13 protein-coding genes are annotated in these 17547 nt (G+C 48.8%); 7 read left to right on the top strand and 6 right to left on the bottom strand.

Annotation, left to right across the window (positions count from 1 at the left end; genetic code table 11):
* Positions 1-41: 41 nt before the first annotated feature.
* The 3 genes from yahO to DY231_RS12715 form a co-directional block, all read right to left on the bottom strand.
* On the bottom strand, positions 42-320 hold the full coding sequence (gene yahO / locus DY231_RS12725; RefSeq protein WP_115628768.1) for a DUF1471 family periplasmic protein YahO: 279 nt from the start codon (positions 318-320) through the stop codon (positions 42-44).
* A gap of 241 nt (positions 321-561) precedes the next feature.
* Positions 562-1044: a YqeJ family protein gene (locus DY231_RS12720; RefSeq protein ID WP_115628766.1), complete on the bottom strand. Its 483-nt coding sequence runs from the start codon at positions 1042-1044 to the stop codon at positions 562-564.
* Positions 1031-1849 carry a winged helix-turn-helix domain-containing protein gene (locus tag DY231_RS12715; protein ID WP_115628764.1) on the bottom strand — a complete coding sequence of 273 codons (819 nt, stop codon included), beginning with the start codon at positions 1847-1849 and terminating at the stop codon, positions 1031-1033. Before DY231_RS12715 ends, DY231_RS12720 begins: the two co-directional genes overlap by 14 nt.
* A gap of 751 nt (positions 1850-2600) precedes the next feature.
* On the opposite strand from DY231_RS12715, the gene DY231_RS12710 reads away from it, so the two are divergent.
* From DY231_RS12710 to DY231_RS12685, 6 genes are all read left to right on the top strand, one after another.
* On the top strand, positions 2601-3026 hold the full coding sequence (locus tag DY231_RS12710; RefSeq protein WP_115628762.1) for a winged helix-turn-helix domain-containing protein: 426 nt from the start codon (positions 2601-2603) through the stop codon (positions 3024-3026).
* A gap of 175 nt (positions 3027-3201) precedes the next feature.
* A complete protein-coding gene (locus DY231_RS12705) occupies positions 3202-3978 on the top strand; it encodes a hypothetical protein (RefSeq protein WP_115628760.1) in 777 nt (258 codons plus the stop codon).
* A gap of 63 nt (positions 3979-4041) precedes the next feature.
* Entirely contained in the window at positions 4042-9156 is a 5115-nt protein-coding gene (locus DY231_RS12700; protein ID WP_115628758.1) for a YadA-like family protein, read from the top strand.
* Between the two features lie 77 nt (positions 9157-9233).
* Positions 9234-10034, top strand: a complete 801-nt coding sequence (locus DY231_RS12695) for an OmpA family protein (protein ID WP_115628756.1) — start codon at positions 9234-9236, stop codon at positions 10032-10034.
* 7 nt (positions 10035-10041) lie between these two features.
* Entirely contained in the window at positions 10042-10947 is a 906-nt protein-coding gene (locus tag DY231_RS12690; protein ID WP_115628754.1) for a hypothetical protein, read from the top strand.
* A gap of 103 nt (positions 10948-11050) precedes the next feature.
* The gene (locus tag DY231_RS12685; RefSeq protein WP_115628752.1) at positions 11051-11647 is read left to right on the top strand and encodes a helix-turn-helix transcriptional regulator; all 597 of its coding nucleotides are present in this window, start codon (positions 11051-11053) and stop codon (positions 11645-11647) included.
* 97 nt (positions 11648-11744) lie between these two features.
* On the opposite strand, the gene nifJ is transcribed toward DY231_RS12685, so the two are convergent.
* The gene (gene nifJ, locus DY231_RS12680) at positions 11745-15275 is read right to left on the bottom strand and encodes a pyruvate:ferredoxin (flavodoxin) oxidoreductase (RefSeq protein WP_115628750.1); all 3531 of its coding nucleotides are present in this window, start codon (positions 15273-15275) and stop codon (positions 11745-11747) included.
* 286 nt (positions 15276-15561) lie between these two features.
* On the opposite strand from nifJ, the gene DY231_RS12675 reads away from it, so the two are divergent.
* Entirely contained in the window at positions 15562-15828 is a 267-nt protein-coding gene (locus DY231_RS12675) for a putative hemolysin (protein ID WP_034495231.1), read from the top strand.
* A 10-nt stretch (positions 15829-15838) separates the two neighbouring features.
* Here the strand turns inward: DY231_RS12675 and hslJ are convergent, their stop codons facing one another.
* Together hslJ and DY231_RS12665 are read right to left on the bottom strand one after the other, a co-directional pair.
* A complete protein-coding gene (gene hslJ / locus DY231_RS12670) occupies positions 15839-16264 on the bottom strand; it encodes a heat shock protein HslJ (protein ID WP_115628748.1) in 426 nt (141 codons plus the stop codon).
* A gap of 188 nt (positions 16265-16452) precedes the next feature.
* Positions 16453-17442 carry a 2-hydroxyacid dehydrogenase gene (locus DY231_RS12665; RefSeq protein WP_034495235.1) on the bottom strand — a complete coding sequence of 330 codons (990 nt, stop codon included), beginning with the start codon at positions 17440-17442 and terminating at the stop codon, positions 16453-16455.
* Positions 17443-17547 lie beyond the last annotated feature (105 nt).

Raw genomic sequence — 17547 nt, 5'->3', positions numbered from 1 at the left:
GGGCAGCAGGGGAAATCCCTTGCTGCCTCTTTTATTATAAATTACTTCTTCTTATAGACTTTGGCGGTACCATGTATTTTGTTATTGGTGTTACCTGAGGACAAAATATAAATATCCCCGCCGAGTTTATCTGCTTTTTTGGATAATTCTGCCTTCGCAGCGGAGGCGTCACTTTCGCCGCTGGTCGAAATATTACCTATTTCAATATATTGGCTTTGAACTTTTTTGAACTCATTTTTTGTCATCATCTCAGCAGACAATGCGCTAAGAGACCAGGTGCTTGCGAGCAAGGTGAAGGCAATAGCTAAGAGTTTATTCATGGTGTGCAATATCCTTTTGTATATTGAATCGGATTTTGTAATTTGTGTTTGTCATAAAATGTTTTGTAATCAATGCATTGCATTCGATTATGCATGAAGTTTTTCATGCATGTCTATGCTGAATCATTATTGAATATTTAAATACACGAAGAATTCCTAAAATAACAATGCTGTGAACACTTTCATGTTTCAGACAATCAATTGTTTCGCGCTGCGATCTTGTCGGGTTAATAATGTCGTATTAAAGTAGTGAGCGTTTGCAATAGAGCACCGGTGTCGCATCACGTTGAAATAGATACCCTGTATCATTTACCCGCGATATTCGAAGAGAAACACCTCTGCCTCTGAAACGGAAGAAATCAGGGATGACGGCATTGGCGTGGCCTAAATTACCCGGGTAAATAATATCCTCAAGTGACACTAATACCAGATCGCTCCCGGTACTACTCTCGACCGTTGTGTAACTGAAACTGGAATTCTGGCTAATGACAATGCGTTGTCCATTGTTAAAAATTGAATTTCCAGAGACATTATAAGTCCCGGTGTTTTTATAAAATCTAAAATGCAAAAATACATGCGTATGTGCATGGCTATCATGCAGGACCATTTCACCATCGCAAGCGAAGTTGGTGTTTTTATGTTGCAGATAGTAGCCGCCAAGAAAAGGGAGAATGGCGATAAGCGAAAAAAATGACATCCAAAGGTAAAGTTTATAGTTTTTCATGTGTCACTCCGGAATACACCACCGTCATACAGTCAGTGTTGACGTCTTCTACTTTTTTTTCACACAGTAAAACGGATGACAGCCGATTATCAAGATTAAAGGTCAAATATGCTTTCCCTCCTGCCGGGCATTTCACATCCCCGGACGTTACGATGCTTAAAAAAGTGGCTTTGCTTTTCTGTTTATCAGGATAAGACGAGTACAGGTCGCATTGGTTAATCGCCCCGATAGGATTGTAGGCAGAGAAAAATTGATCGTCATTCCTCAATTGCTGGTATGCGAAGAATAATCCGCTGATGAAAATGAGAGTTAACAAAAGAAAAAATAACTTAAACCGGATATTAATACCTGTTTTTTCTTTTGTTAACTCAAGCGTAGGGGGGCGGGTGACTTCTTCGCTGGCGTCAGATGTTTTTGATTCGCTCAATGCAGCCACCGCCTCAACTTTGCGTCCATTAACTAAAGGCAGTTGTTCTTCTTCTATTGACGCATAAATCTGAAACCCAAGTTTAGGAACAGTTTTTAGAATATCCTCTTCCAGCCCCACGGTCTTCAGGCCACGACGAATTGCTGCGATATTTTGATAAAGCGAATTGGTCGTCACATAACTCCCTTTTTTAATCCAGACTTCTTCAGAAAGAAAGGTATGACTCAACGTTTCGCCGTTATGTATTAATAACAGCAGCAAACATTCGCAGGCGGGTGTGTGCAGCTGCACGCTGTTTTCCGGTGTTTCAATAGACGTTAGTGTCCGGGAGTAAGGATCAAACCGCACACAGTTATTGATGACGAAGACTTTCTTCATTTTGCTACCTCGCTTATCAGTTTAATCCTTTGAAGTATTACCTGGTTGAAAATTTCCGTAGGGGTTTAGGGCAACAAAAAGTCGCAAGGAATTCTTTTTTGGCTTTGTTTTCTTTGTTAAATCAAATGGATAGCAAATAAATATTTATTTCAAAGCCTTACCTTGCCAGTTTTTTATAACTCACTGATAGACTGGGGAATTTTCTTTAGAAAAGAAAAATTAAGATTACTAAAGGACGCTTTTCAGGTGTTCGGGGGTAGTCTGCTCTACATCGAAGTAAGCCCACGGCTACTGACCGTAGCGTGATTTCGCTGTGAACTGTGAAAGATGTGAAGGCGAAGACACTTTTGAATTGTGGTACTGAGGAAACGGTTGCACGGAGTTATTAAGACTTTCACCTGAAAGTTAAAGTTTATGCTAATAAAAACAGTATGATATGAAGCTTAGTAGCTAATAATTTCTAAAAAAATCATAAATACAGAATGTAATGCTGAGTTGTGCCGTTTAGTGGAGATTCAGTCATATGTGTTGTTAAAAGTGGTGCTGTCGGTTTATGTCACTGCTCAGGGTGAGTTTAATAATACAAATGATAATGGGATACAGGATGATGCTTTTAATTGAAAGACCTCAGTGTGTATTGAAAGTAATCCTTTGCAACATATAATCATCACACAACATTAATGGGGTTAATTAATAAACAGAGTAAATTCTTCCTGCATCAATGCATCTTTATAGATAAGTCTGAGGGGATATGGGACTTCAGTTATATGGGTACCTGATTGGTAAAGATATTCATTTAGATATCGATAACAAAAGATTATATCGGGTTTCTTTATCAGGGAATGAGAAGAATGTGACTTTTTGCGCCACCAATATCAACGACACTATGATGCATCTTCTTCTTTATCTGTTGCAGAATGCCAGAGCCAAAGTGGTGACAAAGGAGGAGTTGCTTAAAAAAATTTGGGAGGAGCATAATCTCACTTCATCTACTCAGAGGTTATGGCAGGTTTTAAACGGCTTATCGATGAAGTTATCGTTGTTGGGTTTGCCGGAAGATTTTATAAAAAACAATAAGGGCAGAGGTTACGTAATAACTTACGATGAGATAATGCCACTTTATTATAAATACAATGAGTGCCACTACGATTTTGGTGTCAACGCCAGGGAATTATAACAATTAATACTGATTATTTTTAATATTCATTGAGGTTATTTTCTTCGCCGTATTTTGTTTTCTCTTAAATTACAAAGAACGCTTTACGACATGGGGTGAATAACCCCAGGTATGGACTGCTATTTTTCAAAGGCCTCAAGTGCGAGGTTTCTATATTTATATGAGTGTGTATTAAATGAAACGTTATTGTTTTAAATCCAGCGGTAATTCACCGCTGGACTCAATCTCAATGTCGCCGACTCCCAGCCGTTCGTTATTCCGCTGGGCGGTATTTGCTTTGGCATTAACTATTGTCGTCCCTCCTGTTATTGCTCGCGCTGAATCAGTGCCCGCGGTGCAGACAAATACTGCATCCATGACCTATGAACAGCAAATGTCCCTGTTCCAGCAGGCTGTCACCAATGACCTGAACGGGCGGCATGGCGAAGCCCGTCAGGCTTATGACGCGTTAAAGAATAGCGATATTTCAGAAAACATCGCGGTGCCATCAGCCGTCAATTTGGTGGCACTGGACCGATTTTCTGAAGCTCGCCGCGCATTTAACGCCTTAGCAAAAAGCCCTGATGCCCGTGACCGTGATTACGCCCATCTATGGCAACTGTGGCTAACGGCGCGCCGTGGAACCGCCAATCCGCAACAGCTGGATAAATCATTGAGAGATATGGCCGGAGGCTTACAGGCCACGGCGTCCTATCAGCAAGAAATTATTAACCTTTATGCCGGTAAAGGCAGCGTGGATGCAGTGTTTGCCGCTGTTTCTGCGATGCCTGATGCCAGCGAACTTCAGCGCACGGATGCGCTAACCGAAGCAACATTCTTCACAAGTGGCTACCTGCGATACGTCAAACAAGACAGCCCTGCTGCAAAAGATCTGTTGCAGAAGAAAAGCCACCAGTTGAGCTCCGTCTCACTGGAAATACCTTTAATCACCCGGGAAAAAGCAGCGCTGTAAAAAACACAGACTGCTCATAAACAGCAAGACCTAAAGCCCTGAAGGGCACGAAATGGAGTTTGTATGAATAAGATTTATCGTTTGGTATGGAACTCGGCGCAGCGCGCCTGGGTTGTCGCGGGTGAATTTTCTGCGGCAAAAGGCAAGGGCAAAAACTGTCCACGTCGTTTGTCCCTTAAAGCTATTACCGCGGGTGGGCTTGTTTTAGCAGCCCTGGGAACCTCACAACTGGCGAATGCTTATACAGTGGCAGGCGCTTCTCTGGTAAACGGTGGCACTGCGGCATCTGATAATGGTTCTGCAAGCAATACGGCTTTTGGTAGTGGTGCGTCAGCCACTGGATTCAGGTCGACCGCCGTGGGCCAAAGCAGCAATTCCGTTGGTGTATCGAGCGTGGCATTAGGTGACACAGCAACAGCCAATGGCGTGTCGTCGATTGCGTTAGGTACAGATTCTACAACTACGGGTATTTACACCATAGCCATCGGTGCTCGTGCCTCTGCATCTTCTTTAAAATCGGCGGGTGCGATTGCCCTTGGTGTGGAATCAATCGCCAGCTTTGATGGCGCAACGGCAATTGGTGCCAATGCTGAGTCAACTCACCTGAACTCTGTGGCTATTGGCCGAACAACAAAGGCTTATGGTGACAGTGCGGTGGCAATTGGTGATAAAACTGATGCTACGGCTATGCACAGTACCGCCATTGGTGGCGGTTCAAAAGCTACAGGTAGTACCAGTACTGCCGTGGGTTGGTATACGCAAGGTATTGGTGAAAACTCACTCGCTTTTGGTAATTACTCCACATCTTCCGGTGCGAATTCAGCCGCTATTGGTACGTATGCGGATGCTCAAGCAATGGACTCTATAGCGATTGGCAACAAGGCATCTGCTCAGGCACAGCGCTCCATTGCTACGGGTTATCAAGCAAAGGCAACCAAAGAATCGAGTATCGCGACCGGTTTTGGTGCAAATGCTGATGCAACCAATAGCATTGCAATTGGTGTGGATGCTAAAACACTCGCGGCGGCGTCAAACCCAAATAGTACTGGGGCGATTGCAATTGGATGGGAAGCTGAGTCAAGTGATGTTGACTCCACCGCTATTGGCTCTGGAGCTAAAGCTCATGAGGCATCAAGCACGGCAATTGGCGCCTATGCCAGTGCAGAAGCGATTAACAGTATTGCAGTGGGTGATCGCGCGGTTGCTATGGGCGAAGGTGCCATTGGCATTGGTGGCAGCACCAAAGCCATCGGTGATAAAGCGCTTGCCCTGGGCGATGGCGCGCAAGCCAACGAAGATGGCAGCATCGCTTTAGGTTCTGACTCCATCACCACGGCTGCTGTAGCAACAGCTAGCACGATCATTGCCGGTAAGTCGTATGATTTTGCAGGTATTTCTCCACTCAGTACCCTTAGCATTGGTGATGTAGGCGCTGAACGCACCATCACCAATGTGGCGGCAGGTCGTGTGAGTGATACCAGCACTGATGGCATTAACGGTTCTCAGCTTTACGCAACCAATTCAGCCATTAATCTTTTGGATGAAAACGCTGTTAAGTATGACCTGAATCCAGATGGCTCAGTGAACTACAACTCCGTCACGATGGGCGGCGACACCTATAACAGCGTCAACAAAACTGGCGGAACTAAAATCACCAACGTTGCACGTGGTGTGGACGACAGCGATGCGGTGAACGTCTCCCAGTTGAATGAGACAAATCAGTCGATTAACAATATCTACACCACCGGCACCAAGTATTTCCATGCGAATTCAACGAAGGCTGATTCTCAGGCGCTTGGCGTAGACAGTATTGCCGTTGGTCCACAGGCAATGGCGAATGGGGTTAACTCCATTGCTCAGGGCTTGTCTGCCACGGCAAATGGTTCGAATTCGATTGCAATGGGTAATAATGCAAGTGCCACATCGGGTTCTCGTGCGGCGACAGCAATTGGTGCGGACACGATAGCAACAGGCACGAGTGCGCTGGCTCTGGGTGAAGGCTCCAAAAGCTACGGTGTAAATAATATTTCACTTGCTGGTGGTGTTGCTGGTAAGGCACTTACCAACACGAGCGGTAACAACATTGCCATGGGGCGTAACTCTGTCGCAGACGGCGGTTTTTCAATTGGTCTGGGCTTCGAAAGTAAGGCTCAGGGTTATTTCTCTGCCGCATTAGGTAGTGGAACTGTTGCCAGCGGCGCCGGTTCGGTGGCTCTCGGGTCTAACGAGCTACGTGGCGCCAGCGCAAATGCATCCGCTAATGACTCAATCGCGTTAGGGAGTTTCTCGGTAGCCAATACCGCCGGTGGTATCACCGGGTTTATGCCAACCGGCGCCACAGCGGCGCAAATCGCAGCGATTACTGCCACCACCAGTACTCTGGGTGCGATGAGCATCGGTGATGCATCAACCGGGAAGTTCCGTCAGTTAAACGGCCTGGCTGCCGGTACAGTGGACAGCGACGCCGTCAACGTGGCGCAGCTTAAAGGTGCTGTCGGTAGCGCAACCGCTGACGCCGTAATGTATGACCCAGGCACCAACCACAACAGCGTGACCCTGGGTGGTACAACTTACGACAACTCCACGCATGTGGGTGGCACAACCATCACTAACGTGGCAAACGGTGTTGCACCAAGCGATGCGGTTAACTATTCACAGTTGACTGAAACCAATACCAACATCAGCAATATTTACGCGACGGGTACCAAATACTTCCACGCTAACTCAACCGGAACTGATTCCGTGGCCTCGGCTCTGGATTCAATTGCTATCGGTATGGGTGCGGTTGCGGATGTCGCACGCAGTGTGGCTTTGGGTGATGGTGCAAAAACTGAAGCCGCTGTAGCGACGACCGGCACCAACATTGCAGGCACTGATTACCTGTTTGCAGGTATGGCTCCGATTGGCACAGTCAGTATCGGTGCTGCTGGCGCTGAACGTACGCTGACCAATGTGGCGGCAGGGCGTTTAAGTGCAACCAGCACTGATGGCGTGAACGGTTCGCAACTGTTTGCCACCAACACCGCTATCGATGTCCTTGATCAAAACGCCGTTAAATACGACCTCAACCCGGACGGCACGATCAACTACAACAGCGTCACGATGGGCGGCGATACGTACAACAGCGTCACCAAAACTGGTGGTACGAAAATCACCAACCTGGCACGTGGCGTGGATGACAGCGATGCGGTGAACGTGTCTCAGCTTAATGAGACCAACACCAACGTGACTAATATTGGTGACACGCTGACAAACATCGCAGGTGACACCAGCACGTCTTATACCAATGTTCACGGCACGGGCATCCGTTATGTTCGTACCAACGAAGCGGGTCTGGCGGCGAGCGATTCTTCTGCGGAAGGTCAGGGCAGCACCGCCCTGGGTTATAACGCGGTTTCTAAGGGTGAAAGCAGCCTGGCGATGGGGCGTGAAGCGCAGGCGAATAATGCCGACGATGTGGCACTGGGTTCAGGCTCTATCACTGATATTGCCGTTGGCACCAGCGGCGCGAAAATTGCCGATGTCGATTATGTGTTTGCTGGTATCAACCCATTAAGCACCGTCAGCGTGGGCAGTCTGGGCCGTGAGCGGACCATCACTAACGTAGCCGCCGGACGTTTAAGCGCGCAAAGCACTGACGCTATCAATGGTTCTCAACTTTTCGCCACCAATTCAGCCATCAACACGCTGGATAAAGGGTCTGTTAAGTACGAAATCAATAATGACGGCTCGGTGAACTACAACAGCATTAAATTAGCGGGCGATACCTACAACAACGTCACCAAAACGGGCGGCACACGTATTACCAACGTGGCCTACGGTATTGATGACAGCGATGTGGTGAACGTTCAGCAACTTAATGATGCGACCACCAATATTTACACCGGCGGCACCAAGTACTTCCATGCGAATTCGGTGAAAGCTGATTCCGTGGCGAGCGGTATGGATTCTATCGCGGTCGGGCCGAACGCACAGTCCATGGGCAACGGCTCTATTGCGATGGGCGATGAAGCTAAATCTATCGGCAATGGCAGCATGGCACTGGGGCAAAATGCTCAATCAGTGGGTGAGAACAGTGTTGCAATGGGTGTAGGCGCGATTGCCAGCAATACGGGTGACATCGCACTGGGTGCGGGTTCAACCACTGCGGCAGCGGTGGCGACAACCGGTATCTCTATCGCCGGTAATCACTATGATTTTGCAGGCACAACACCAACCAGCACGCTGAGTATTGGTAGCGAAGGGGCAGAGCGCACCATCACCAACGTGGCGGCGGGCCGTATTGATGCTAACAGCACTGACGCGGTGAACGGTTCCCAGTTGAATGCGACCAACCAGGCGATTGGCAATATCAGCGGCGTTATCAGTACCATTGATAAAGGCTCGGTGAAGTATGAGACCAACGTTGACGGTACGGTGAACTACAACAAAGTAGTGATGGGCGGAGACACTTACGATAACTCCACGCATACCGGCGGCACTACCATCACTAACGTAGCTGAGGGTGTGAATCCAAGTGATGCAGTGAACAAGCACCAGTTGGATGTGGTTAACAACAGCGTGACCAACATTTCCAATGGTACTGATGGCATGTTCCAGGTGAACAATACCAGCAATCTGCCTAAGCCAAAACCAACCGGTAAAGATGCAGTTGCTGGTGGTGCGGGTGCGGTTGCCAGCGGTGATAACAGCCTGGCGCTGGGGACGAGTTCTAAAGCCACGCATAACAACTCGGTCGCGCTGGGTAATAACTCAGTCACCGATCGCGATAACAGCGTGTCTGTCGGTTCCGTCGGCGGTGAGCGCCAGATTGCCAACGTCGCTGCGGGTACGCAGGGTACGGATGCAGTGAACGTGAATCAGCTGAAGCAAGGTGTGGGTAATGCTTACAACTACACTGACAACAAGTTTAACGATCTCAAAAATATGGTTGACGATCAGAAAGACAAAATGAGCGCGGGTATTTCCGGTGCGATGGCGATGGCAAGTTTGCCGCAGCCTTATCAACCGGGTGCGAGCATGGTCAGTATGGGTGGCGGCACCTATCAGGGTGAATCAGCGGTCGCGCTGGGTGTTTCAACCATTTCTGATAACGGTAAGTGGGTAACTAAGCTTTCAGGAACCACAACCAGCCAGGGTGATCTGGGCGCAGCAGTCGGCGTCGGTTATCAGTGGTAAACCTGTTTAGTTAAATAATAAATTCCCCGGCGGGAATGCCGGGGAATTATTTCCCAATATTAAGATGAGATATAAAAATGAAATACGCTAAATATGCACGTCTGGCACTTATTATCAGCGGAGTTGTCTTGCTTTCAGCTTGTACGCGCTCAGTCAGTAATGTGGACTCAGCAGGTAAAACAGAAAACCCAGTATTCCCGGATGCCTCTCACGCTGTTAGAGATGAAGGCAGTTTCGTTAATCTGGATAATCTAAAACAAATGCGCACAGGTCTCACTAAAGCAGAGGTTTATGAATTAATTGGCACGCCACACTTTAATGAAGGCGTATTCCGGGTAAAAGAGTGGGATTATATCTTCAAATTCACACAGCCGGATAACTCAGTGCGAACCTGCCAGTACAAGGTTTTATTTGATTCAGAAATGAAAGCGCAGAGTTTCTTCTTTGCACCGGCGAACTGTCTGGAAAAACCAACAGCACCTGCCATGAAGCAAGCCATGCATAAAGAGTTAAATGCCGAAAGCTTATTTGCTTTTAGCAGTGCTTCTCTCAGCAGTGAAGGGTATGCGCAAGTTAATCAGCTGGCGGAAGATCTGAAAAGTGACAATCTGGAAAATAAGCATGTGGTGATCACCGGTTATACCGATCGCATCGGTAATCCGGCTCAAAATATGCAACTTTCATTGGCACGTGCAGAGTCAGTTAAACAACTGCTGACTGAAAAGGGCATTCCATCTTCAATTATTGAAACCCGCGGCCTGGGTGATTCAGCGCCTCGTGTGATGTGTCCAGGTAAAAAGTCGCCCGCTGTTATTGACTGTCTGGCACCAAATCGTCGTATGACGATTGATATTGTTGATATCACCGCAGGTAAATAATCACTCTATGCGTATGAATAATGTAATTAAGACCGCCGTTGGCGGTCTTTTAATCCTCGGCAGCAGCCAGACCTTTGCCGCCGCTACGGATCTGAGTGTCAAATCAATCAATCTGCCGGTGTACAACGTCATTACCGACACATTGATGAGTATGAATGCCGCTAACGGTAAGAATAATAGTTTTGTGATGCAGCAAATTTGTGATTTAGCCCGCGGGGATAAAAGCCAGCAGGAAGTCACATTATTGTTGGGGAAACATAACGTTGATATCAACACCATTCCTGCCGAGGGATCGATACTTTCGTTATTAATCAATGGTAACAAGCCTGGACAGGCTTACGTGTGTGCAACTTACCTTGCCACGCTGCTTAATCAACCGGCAAATAACTCAACCCTGTTTGACTATAAGACTGACAAAAAGGGGAACAAACAAGCCTCGTTAAATGCGGTTAATTTTGCCGGTGAAATGAGGTTAAAGATGTCCCTGGCACAAGCTACCGCTCAGTTATACGCGGTGATAGCCGGTAATTTGCCATACAGTCAAAATACAAGCTTTAGTGAATACCAACAAAGTGTGGCTCGTACCGTTTATAACTATGCGCCGGAATACCTCAGGCTTATGAAGGTGCTCTATACCTCCGATACCGCGCAATATACTGCCGGTAATATTACTAAATCTACGCTGAGTGTGGCAGACAACCAGGGCAAGGAACTACAAATTACACCGCTTGGCCCGGTATTAATTTCACGCGGCGTGGTGTGGTTAGGCCAGGGTAAAATTCTGGGGATGGACTATTTTTCTCCGGTGAAAATTATTGAGTCGGTACAACCGGTACAACCGGTACAACCTGAGCAAACACTGGAAAATACGGCAGCGCCGCAAGAGAAGAAAAAGAAGACAAAATCAAAATAATGCCAATACCAAAACTCTCCGGCTAGTCACCAGCAATGGGATGCTGACAGGCCGGAGTCTGTTATAAATTTCAGATATCAATAAATATTGAAATAAGGACATTATGAATATCTATGTTTTGACAGAAAACTATTTTCTATTTAATGGGATAGAGTGCGCTTTAAAATCCAGGCCAGACTGTCATTGTATACAACTCAAGCCTGACGATGAACGTTATCCCTCCATTGCGGATAAAAACGATCCGCAAGATATTTTCATTGTGGTTCCTGAATATACCCGGCTGGATTTTTCCATGCTGATGGCGATTAATGAAACTAACGCCTCAGTTATTATTGCCAATAATCATTATGACTGGAACGTTGGCGGCCTTTTTAGATTTTCAACTATTCCTCGTCGATTTTATTTAAGCGATTTGCTGAAAAGCATTCATCTTTTAAAATCAGCCAAAAATAAAGAGGTCAGACTGCCCAGAATTACGGCCACAGAGAAAAAAGTTCTCCAGTTAACCATCAAGGGAACACCTGTGACGTTTATTGGTTCTCGGCTGGGGATGACGGTGAAAACGGCTTACGCTCATCAGCGAAGTGTGTTCAAAAAACTGGGGATACGGAAAACACGTGATATCTATATGTTGCCGGATAAATTCATTAAGTATCTTTGCGAAAATAGCCAGCCGCTACGTGCTTCAACAACGCATTAATCTTGCATGTTCGAGCCTCTGAAACGGCCACCTGGCTGCAAAAAAAAGACGGATAACACAGTTGTGTATCCGTCTTTTATCACTGGTTCAGCCCCATTTACTCGCTATCCGCTTTTTCCGCTTTCCCGGCCATTTGCGCCAGGAAATCATAGCGTTTTTGCAAATCGACGGCGGCGTCTTTCCACAGTTGCTCGGCGACTTCCGGTTGCTGCGCATTCAAACGGCGGAAACGCTGCTCTTTCATTAGCGTATCGGCCAGCGCATCAGACGGTGGACGCGAATCCAGCGCCAGCGGCAATTTACCTTCATCGGCACGGCGCGGGTCGAAGCGGTACAGTGGCCAGAAACCGGTGGCGGTGAGTTGGCGCATCTGGTCATGGCTCAATGCGAGGTCGTAACCGTGCTCTTCGCAAGGGCTGTAAGCAATAATTAGCGACGGGCCAGGATAGGCTTCGGCTTCCTGAATGGCTTTCACCGTCTGGTTAAGCTGTGCGCCGAGTGAAATCTGCGCCACATAAACATGCCCGTACATCATCATGCTGACGCCGAGATCTTTACGCGCTTTACGCTTGCCGTGTTCGCCAAATTTAGTCACCGCACCCAATGGTGTGGCTTTCGACGCCTGGCCGCCAGTGTTGGAATAACACTGCGTATCGAGCACCAGAATATTGACGTTTTCGGTCAGGCTTAACACGTGATCCAGGCCGCCGAAACCGATGTCATACGCCCAGCCGTCACCACCAATCAGCCAGATAGATTTATCAACCATCGCATCGGCGTCGGTGAGGAGCTGGCGTGCGTCCGGGTCGTCGATATTTGCCAGATGTTTGCGCAGTTCGATAACCTGTTCGCGGCGAACTTCTGACGTGGCTTCTGCGTGAAGCTGCTCATTAAGTTCGGCGGGCAGTTGATCAGCAAATTTATCCACCAGACGCATCACGCGGGCGCGGTGCTGGTCAACGGTTAAGCGGAAACCGAGGCCAAATTCGGCGTTATCTTCAAACAGTGAGTTAGCCCATGCCGGGCCGCGTCCGTTGCCATCGGTGGTGTACGGCGTAGAAGGCAAGTTACCGCCATAAATTGACGAGCAACCGGTGGCGTTGGCAATCAACATACGGTCGCCATACAGCTGCGTCAGCAATTTAATGTACGGCGTTTCGCCACAGCCGGAACACGCGCCTGAATATTCAAACAGCGGTTGCAGCAGCTGCGAAGTACGGATATCGATGCGTTCGAGGCTGGTGCGGTCCATTTCCGGCAGACTGAGGAAGAAGTCGTAATTCTCTTTTTCTTCTTCCACATGCTCAAGGCGCGACATCATGTTGATGGCCTTGATTTCTGGGTTCTGGCGGTCTTTCGCCGGGCACACTTCGACGCATAAATTACAGCCAGTGCAATCTTCCGGTGCCACCTGCAACACGTATTTCTGCCCGCGCATATCGCGGGATTTCACATCCAGTGATTGCAGTGCGGCAGGGGCGTTTTCCATCTCTTCTGGCTGCACAACTTTGGCACGAATCGCCGAGTGCGGGCAGGCGGCGACGCAGTGGTTACACTGGGTACAAATGTCCGGTTTCCAGATGGGAATTTCTTCGGCGATGTTGCGTTTTTCCCACTGCGTAGTGCCCATCGGCCAGGTGCCGTCTGGCGGCAGTGCGGAAACCGGCAGCGCGTCGCCAAGTCCCGCGAGCATGGCGGCGGTGACGGTTTTGACGAAATCTGGCGCGGCGTCAGAAACGACCGGTGGGCGCATCGGACTGGTTTCGTTGACTTCTTGCAGCGTGACTTCGGCGAGCGATTCACGCGCTAACGCCAGCGCCTGCCAGTTACGCTCAACCAGCTCCTGGCCTTTGCTGCTGTAGCTTTTGGCAATCGCACCTTGCAACTCAGCCAGCGCGCTGTCGCCCGGCAGAATGTGGGTGAGATGGAAGAACGCCATCTGCATGACGGTGTTGATACGCGCACCCAACTGGCATTCACGGGCAATTTTCGCCGCATTCACCACGAAGAAACGCGCTTTTTTCTGGTTCAGCACCGCCTGAACTTCTTGCGGTAATCGGTGCCACACCTCATCCGCGCCATACGGCGTGTTGAGCAGGAAAATGCCGCCGGGTTTCAGGCGTTCGGCCATCTGATATTTGTCGATAAACTGCAACTGGTGGCAGCCGACAAAATCTGCTTTATCAATCAGGTAGGTGGAATTAATCGGTTGTTCGCTGACGCGCAGATGTGAAACCGTCAGGCCGCCCGCTTTTTTCGAGTCATAGACGAAATAACCCTGAGTATAAAACGGCGTCGAGTTACCAATAATTTTGATGTTGTTTTTGGTTGCTGACACGCTGCCATCGCTGCCCAGGCCATAAAACAGCGCTTCAAGTTTGGCGCGGTTGGGCAGGGTGTTTTCAGGTAACGGCAGCGACAAATTTGTCACGTCGTCGTAAATACCGACGGTAAAGCGCGGGCGCGGTTTCGCTTGAGTCAGTTCGTTGAACACCGCCAGCACACAATCCGGGCCAAACTCTTTCGATGACAAACCATAGCGCCCGCCAATCACGCGTGGCAGCGTTTCGCGCTCGCCGCGGTTAAAGGCTTCGGCAAGAGAGGTCATTACATCGAGATACAGCGGTTCTGCGAGTGCACCCGGTTCTTTGGTGCGGTCGAGCACGGCAATCTGACGCGCGCTTTCTGGCAACACTTCCAGCAAATGGTCGGCGGAGAAAGGGCGGAACAGACGAACTTTCAGCACGCCCACTTTTTCGCCACGCGTCAGGAGTTCATCAACCACTTCCTCGCACGTGCCGATGGCGGAACCCATCAGGATAATCACGCGTTCGGCTTGCGGGTGGCCGTAGTATTCAAACGGGCGATACTGGCGGCCAGTGGCTGTGGCAAAGCTGTCCATCGCCTGCTCAACGTGTTGGTAAACCGCGTCGTACCACAGGTTGCTGGCTTCGCGAGACTGGAAATAGGTATCCGGGTTTGCAGAAGTTCCGCGAATCACAGGGTGCTCTGGGTTTAATGCCCGAGCGCGGTGTTCATCAATCTCTTTTTGCGGCAGCAGTTCCAGAAGGGTGCTGTCGGCCAGCGGGACGATTTTGTTGATTTCATGCGAAGTGCGGAAACCATCGAAGAAATGAATAAATGGCACACGGCTTTTGAGTGTCGCAATGTGTGAAATCAGCGCGAAGTCTTGAGCTTCTTGTACGCTGCTGGCACACAACATGGCGCAGCCCGTCTGGCGAATAGCCATCACATCGGAATGGTCGCCGAAAATCGAAAGTGCGTGAGTCGCAACCGTTCGCGCCGCGACATGCAATACAAACGGCGTGAGCTGCCCGGCCAGTTTGTAAAGTGTTGGGATCATCAGCAGTAAACCCTGCGATGAAGTGAACGAGGTGGAGAGCGCGCCGGTTTGCAGAGCACCGTGAACGGCGGCGATGGCACCGGCTTCGGACTGCATTTCTACCACGCGAGGCGTATCGCCCCAGACGTTTTTGCGCCCGTCCCCTGACCACGCATCGGCAAGTTCCGCCATGGTGGAGCTGGGAGTTATCGGGTAGATGGCAATTACTTCGCTGGCACGAAACGCGACAGACGCGACTGCACCATTGCCGTCGGTTGTGATCATGAGAACACCCTTACATTGCGCAATAAAAACTGAAAAGACCCGCATGCTTGCGCGAGTCGAAGAATAATCTTTTAATTCTAGCAAAGGACACAAAAGGTGATTTTCGCTTTTGTGTCCTGCGTTGCGCTTTGATTGAGGTTGTAAAAACGGTAATTGGTGATGTTTTGCGCAATAAAGTGATCTGCTTTGCAAAATCACACACATTTTATGGCCTTACGGCCTCGACGGAACCTAACGCCTGCGCTTATGATTCTTGGGTTTTGCAACGTTTAGGGGGAGAAGAGTCATGCGCGCTGCGTTTTTAGCCGGTTGTGCGGCAATATTATTGTCGGCATGTAGTAATGAACCACCACAACAAGCCACCGCGGCTCACGTTCCGCCAGGAATGCGTGCGGCAATGTCGAATCAGGGTGAAGCAAGTTGTGCAATGATTGGTGGGACGCTGAGTGTTGCTCGTCAGCTGGATGGTTCGGCTATCGGTATGTGTGCGATGCCCAACGGCAAACGTTGTAGTGAAAACGCGCTTGCCGCCGGAACATGTGGAACGTACTAGCTGATCAGATCTAGTTGACCAGGTCGGCCAGTTTATAAACTAAAATATGCTGGCTGGTTTTCAGCGTCAGCTGTTGCGGGGCTAAATCCACTTTTGCGCCGCTGGTCAGCATATCGTTAATCATATGGTCAAGCCCGTTAAGCTGCGGCTCGGCACACATCATCATGGTCATTCCCAGACCTTTCGCTTTCAGCGTACCGTCTTCAAGTGTGGCCTGGCCCATAAAGCGGTTACACATCGCACCTGAAACATGCATGTTCTCACCGAAGCTCAGTTCCGGCGTGCGATCAATGCCCGTTAACGGCTTGCCATCAACGCTTTGCAGGACATAACGATGGTGTTGCAGATCTTGCGCGGTGACGGTGGATTTGTCGTTCGATTGTGCGCAACCGGCCAGTACCATTGCAGCCAGAGCCAGTGAAGCTAATTTTTTCATGTTCTTTTCCCTAAGTTATTCAGTTCATCAATGAGTTGGCGACACTTTGGCAAAAAGTGTCGCGTGATTCTGTAAGGATAATCTTAAAACCACCCTCATCCCAGCCTTCTCCCTGAGGGAGAAGGGGCAGAGCGGTTAATCCCCTCTCCTGGGGGAGAGGGTTAGGGTGAGGGCATTAATACTGAAACTTAGTTCACCTGATTAACACAAGGCTCGCCATTCTCTAACTGACGCAGGTTTTCCAGCGTTGTCTCGGAAATGCTGGTCAACGCTTCTGCTGTCAGGAACGCCTGATGCCCGGTAAACAGCACGTTGTGGCAGGCTGACAGGCGACGGAATACGTCATCCTGAATCACGTCATTTGATTTATCCTCGAAGAATAAATCACGTTCGTTTTCATAGACGTCCATGCCCAATGCACCAATTTTTTGGTTTTTCAGCGCATCAATTGCGGCTTGGGAATCAATCAAACCACCACGGCTGGTGTTGATCACCATCACGCCATCTTTCATTTGATCAAACGCAGCATGGTTAAGTAAATGGTAGTTTTCCGGCGTCAGCGGGCAGTGCAGGGAAATTACATCTGACTGCGCAAACAGCGTCGGCAAATCAACATATTCCACGCCAAGCTCAAGCGCTGCTGCACTTGGGTAGGGATCGAATGCCAACAAACGCATACCAAAGCCTTTCAAAATTCGCAGCGTTGCGATGCCAATTTTACCGGTACCAATTACACCCGCCGTTTTACCGTACATGGTAAAGCCGGTCAGCCCTTCGAGTGAGAAGTTGGCATCACGGGTACGTTGATAAGCGCGGTGAATACGACGGTTCAGGCACATCATCATACCGATGGCGTGCTCGGCAACCGCTTCAGGGGAGTAGGCTGGAACGCGTACCACAGGCAAGCCGAGTTCTTTGGCCGCGTCAAGATCGACGTTGTTAAAGCCCGCACAGCGCAGCGCGATAAACTTCACACCTTGCTTTTTAAGCTCTTCGAGAACCGGGCGGCTACCGTCGTCATTGACGAAGATACAGACCCCGTCACAGCCATGTGCCGTTTTGGCTGTTTTCTCTGTTAGTAAGAAGTCATAAAATTCAAGAGAGAAGCCATATTCATTGTTAACCTGCTCCAGATACTTTTTGTCGTACTGTTTTGTGCTATACACTGCGAGTTTCATGGGACTTATCTCCAGAATGATATTAGTGTAAAATTACCACGCTTAAAAAATTCTTACAAATTTTAAAATTTAATTTTAGCGACATAATTCTGCTGCTAACTGAAG

Origin of the sequence: Buttiauxella agrestis (assembly GCF_900446255.1) — a bacterium.
GTDB lineage: Bacteria > Pseudomonadota > Gammaproteobacteria > Enterobacterales > Enterobacteriaceae > Buttiauxella > Buttiauxella agrestis.
Note: the sequence above shows the minus strand (reverse complement) of the source record. Positions and strands in the feature narration are given on the sequence as shown.

Excerpts from the sequence above, each read along its gene's own strand:
- yahO (WP_115628768.1), bottom strand. The coding sequence starts at position 320 with ATGAATAAACTCTTAGCTATTGCCTTCACCTTGCTCGCAAGCACCTGG.
- DY231_RS12720 (WP_115628766.1), bottom strand. The coding sequence starts at position 1,044 with ATGAAAAACTATAAACTTTACCTTTGGATGTCATTTTTTTCGCTTATC.
- DY231_RS12715 (WP_115628764.1), bottom strand. The coding sequence starts at position 1,849 with ATGAAGAAAGTCTTCGTCATCAATAACTGTGTGCGGTTTGATCCTTAC.
- DY231_RS12710 (WP_115628762.1), top strand. The coding sequence starts at position 2,601 with ATGGGACTTCAGTTATATGGGTACCTGATTGGTAAAGATATTCATTTA.
- DY231_RS12705 (WP_115628760.1), top strand. The coding sequence starts at position 3,202 with ATGAAACGTTATTGTTTTAAATCCAGCGGTAATTCACCGCTGGACTCA.
- DY231_RS12700 (WP_115628758.1), top strand. The coding sequence starts at position 4,042 with ATGAATAAGATTTATCGTTTGGTATGGAACTCGGCGCAGCGCGCCTGG.
- DY231_RS12695 (WP_115628756.1), top strand. The coding sequence starts at position 9,234 with ATGAAATACGCTAAATATGCACGTCTGGCACTTATTATCAGCGGAGTT.
- DY231_RS12690 (WP_115628754.1), top strand. The coding sequence starts at position 10,042 with ATGCGTATGAATAATGTAATTAAGACCGCCGTTGGCGGTCTTTTAATC.
- DY231_RS12685 (WP_115628752.1), top strand. The coding sequence starts at position 11,051 with ATGAATATCTATGTTTTGACAGAAAACTATTTTCTATTTAATGGGATA.
- nifJ (WP_115628750.1), bottom strand. The coding sequence starts at position 15,275 with ATGATCACAACCGACGGCAATGGTGCAGTCGCGTCTGTCGCGTTTCGT.
- DY231_RS12675 (WP_034495231.1), top strand. The coding sequence starts at position 15,562 with ATGCGCGCTGCGTTTTTAGCCGGTTGTGCGGCAATATTATTGTCGGCA.
- hslJ (WP_115628748.1), bottom strand. The coding sequence starts at position 16,264 with ATGAAAAAATTAGCTTCACTGGCTCTGGCTGCAATGGTACTGGCCGGT.
- DY231_RS12665 (WP_034495235.1), bottom strand. The coding sequence starts at position 17,442 with ATGAAACTCGCAGTGTATAGCACAAAACAGTACGACAAAAAGTATCTG.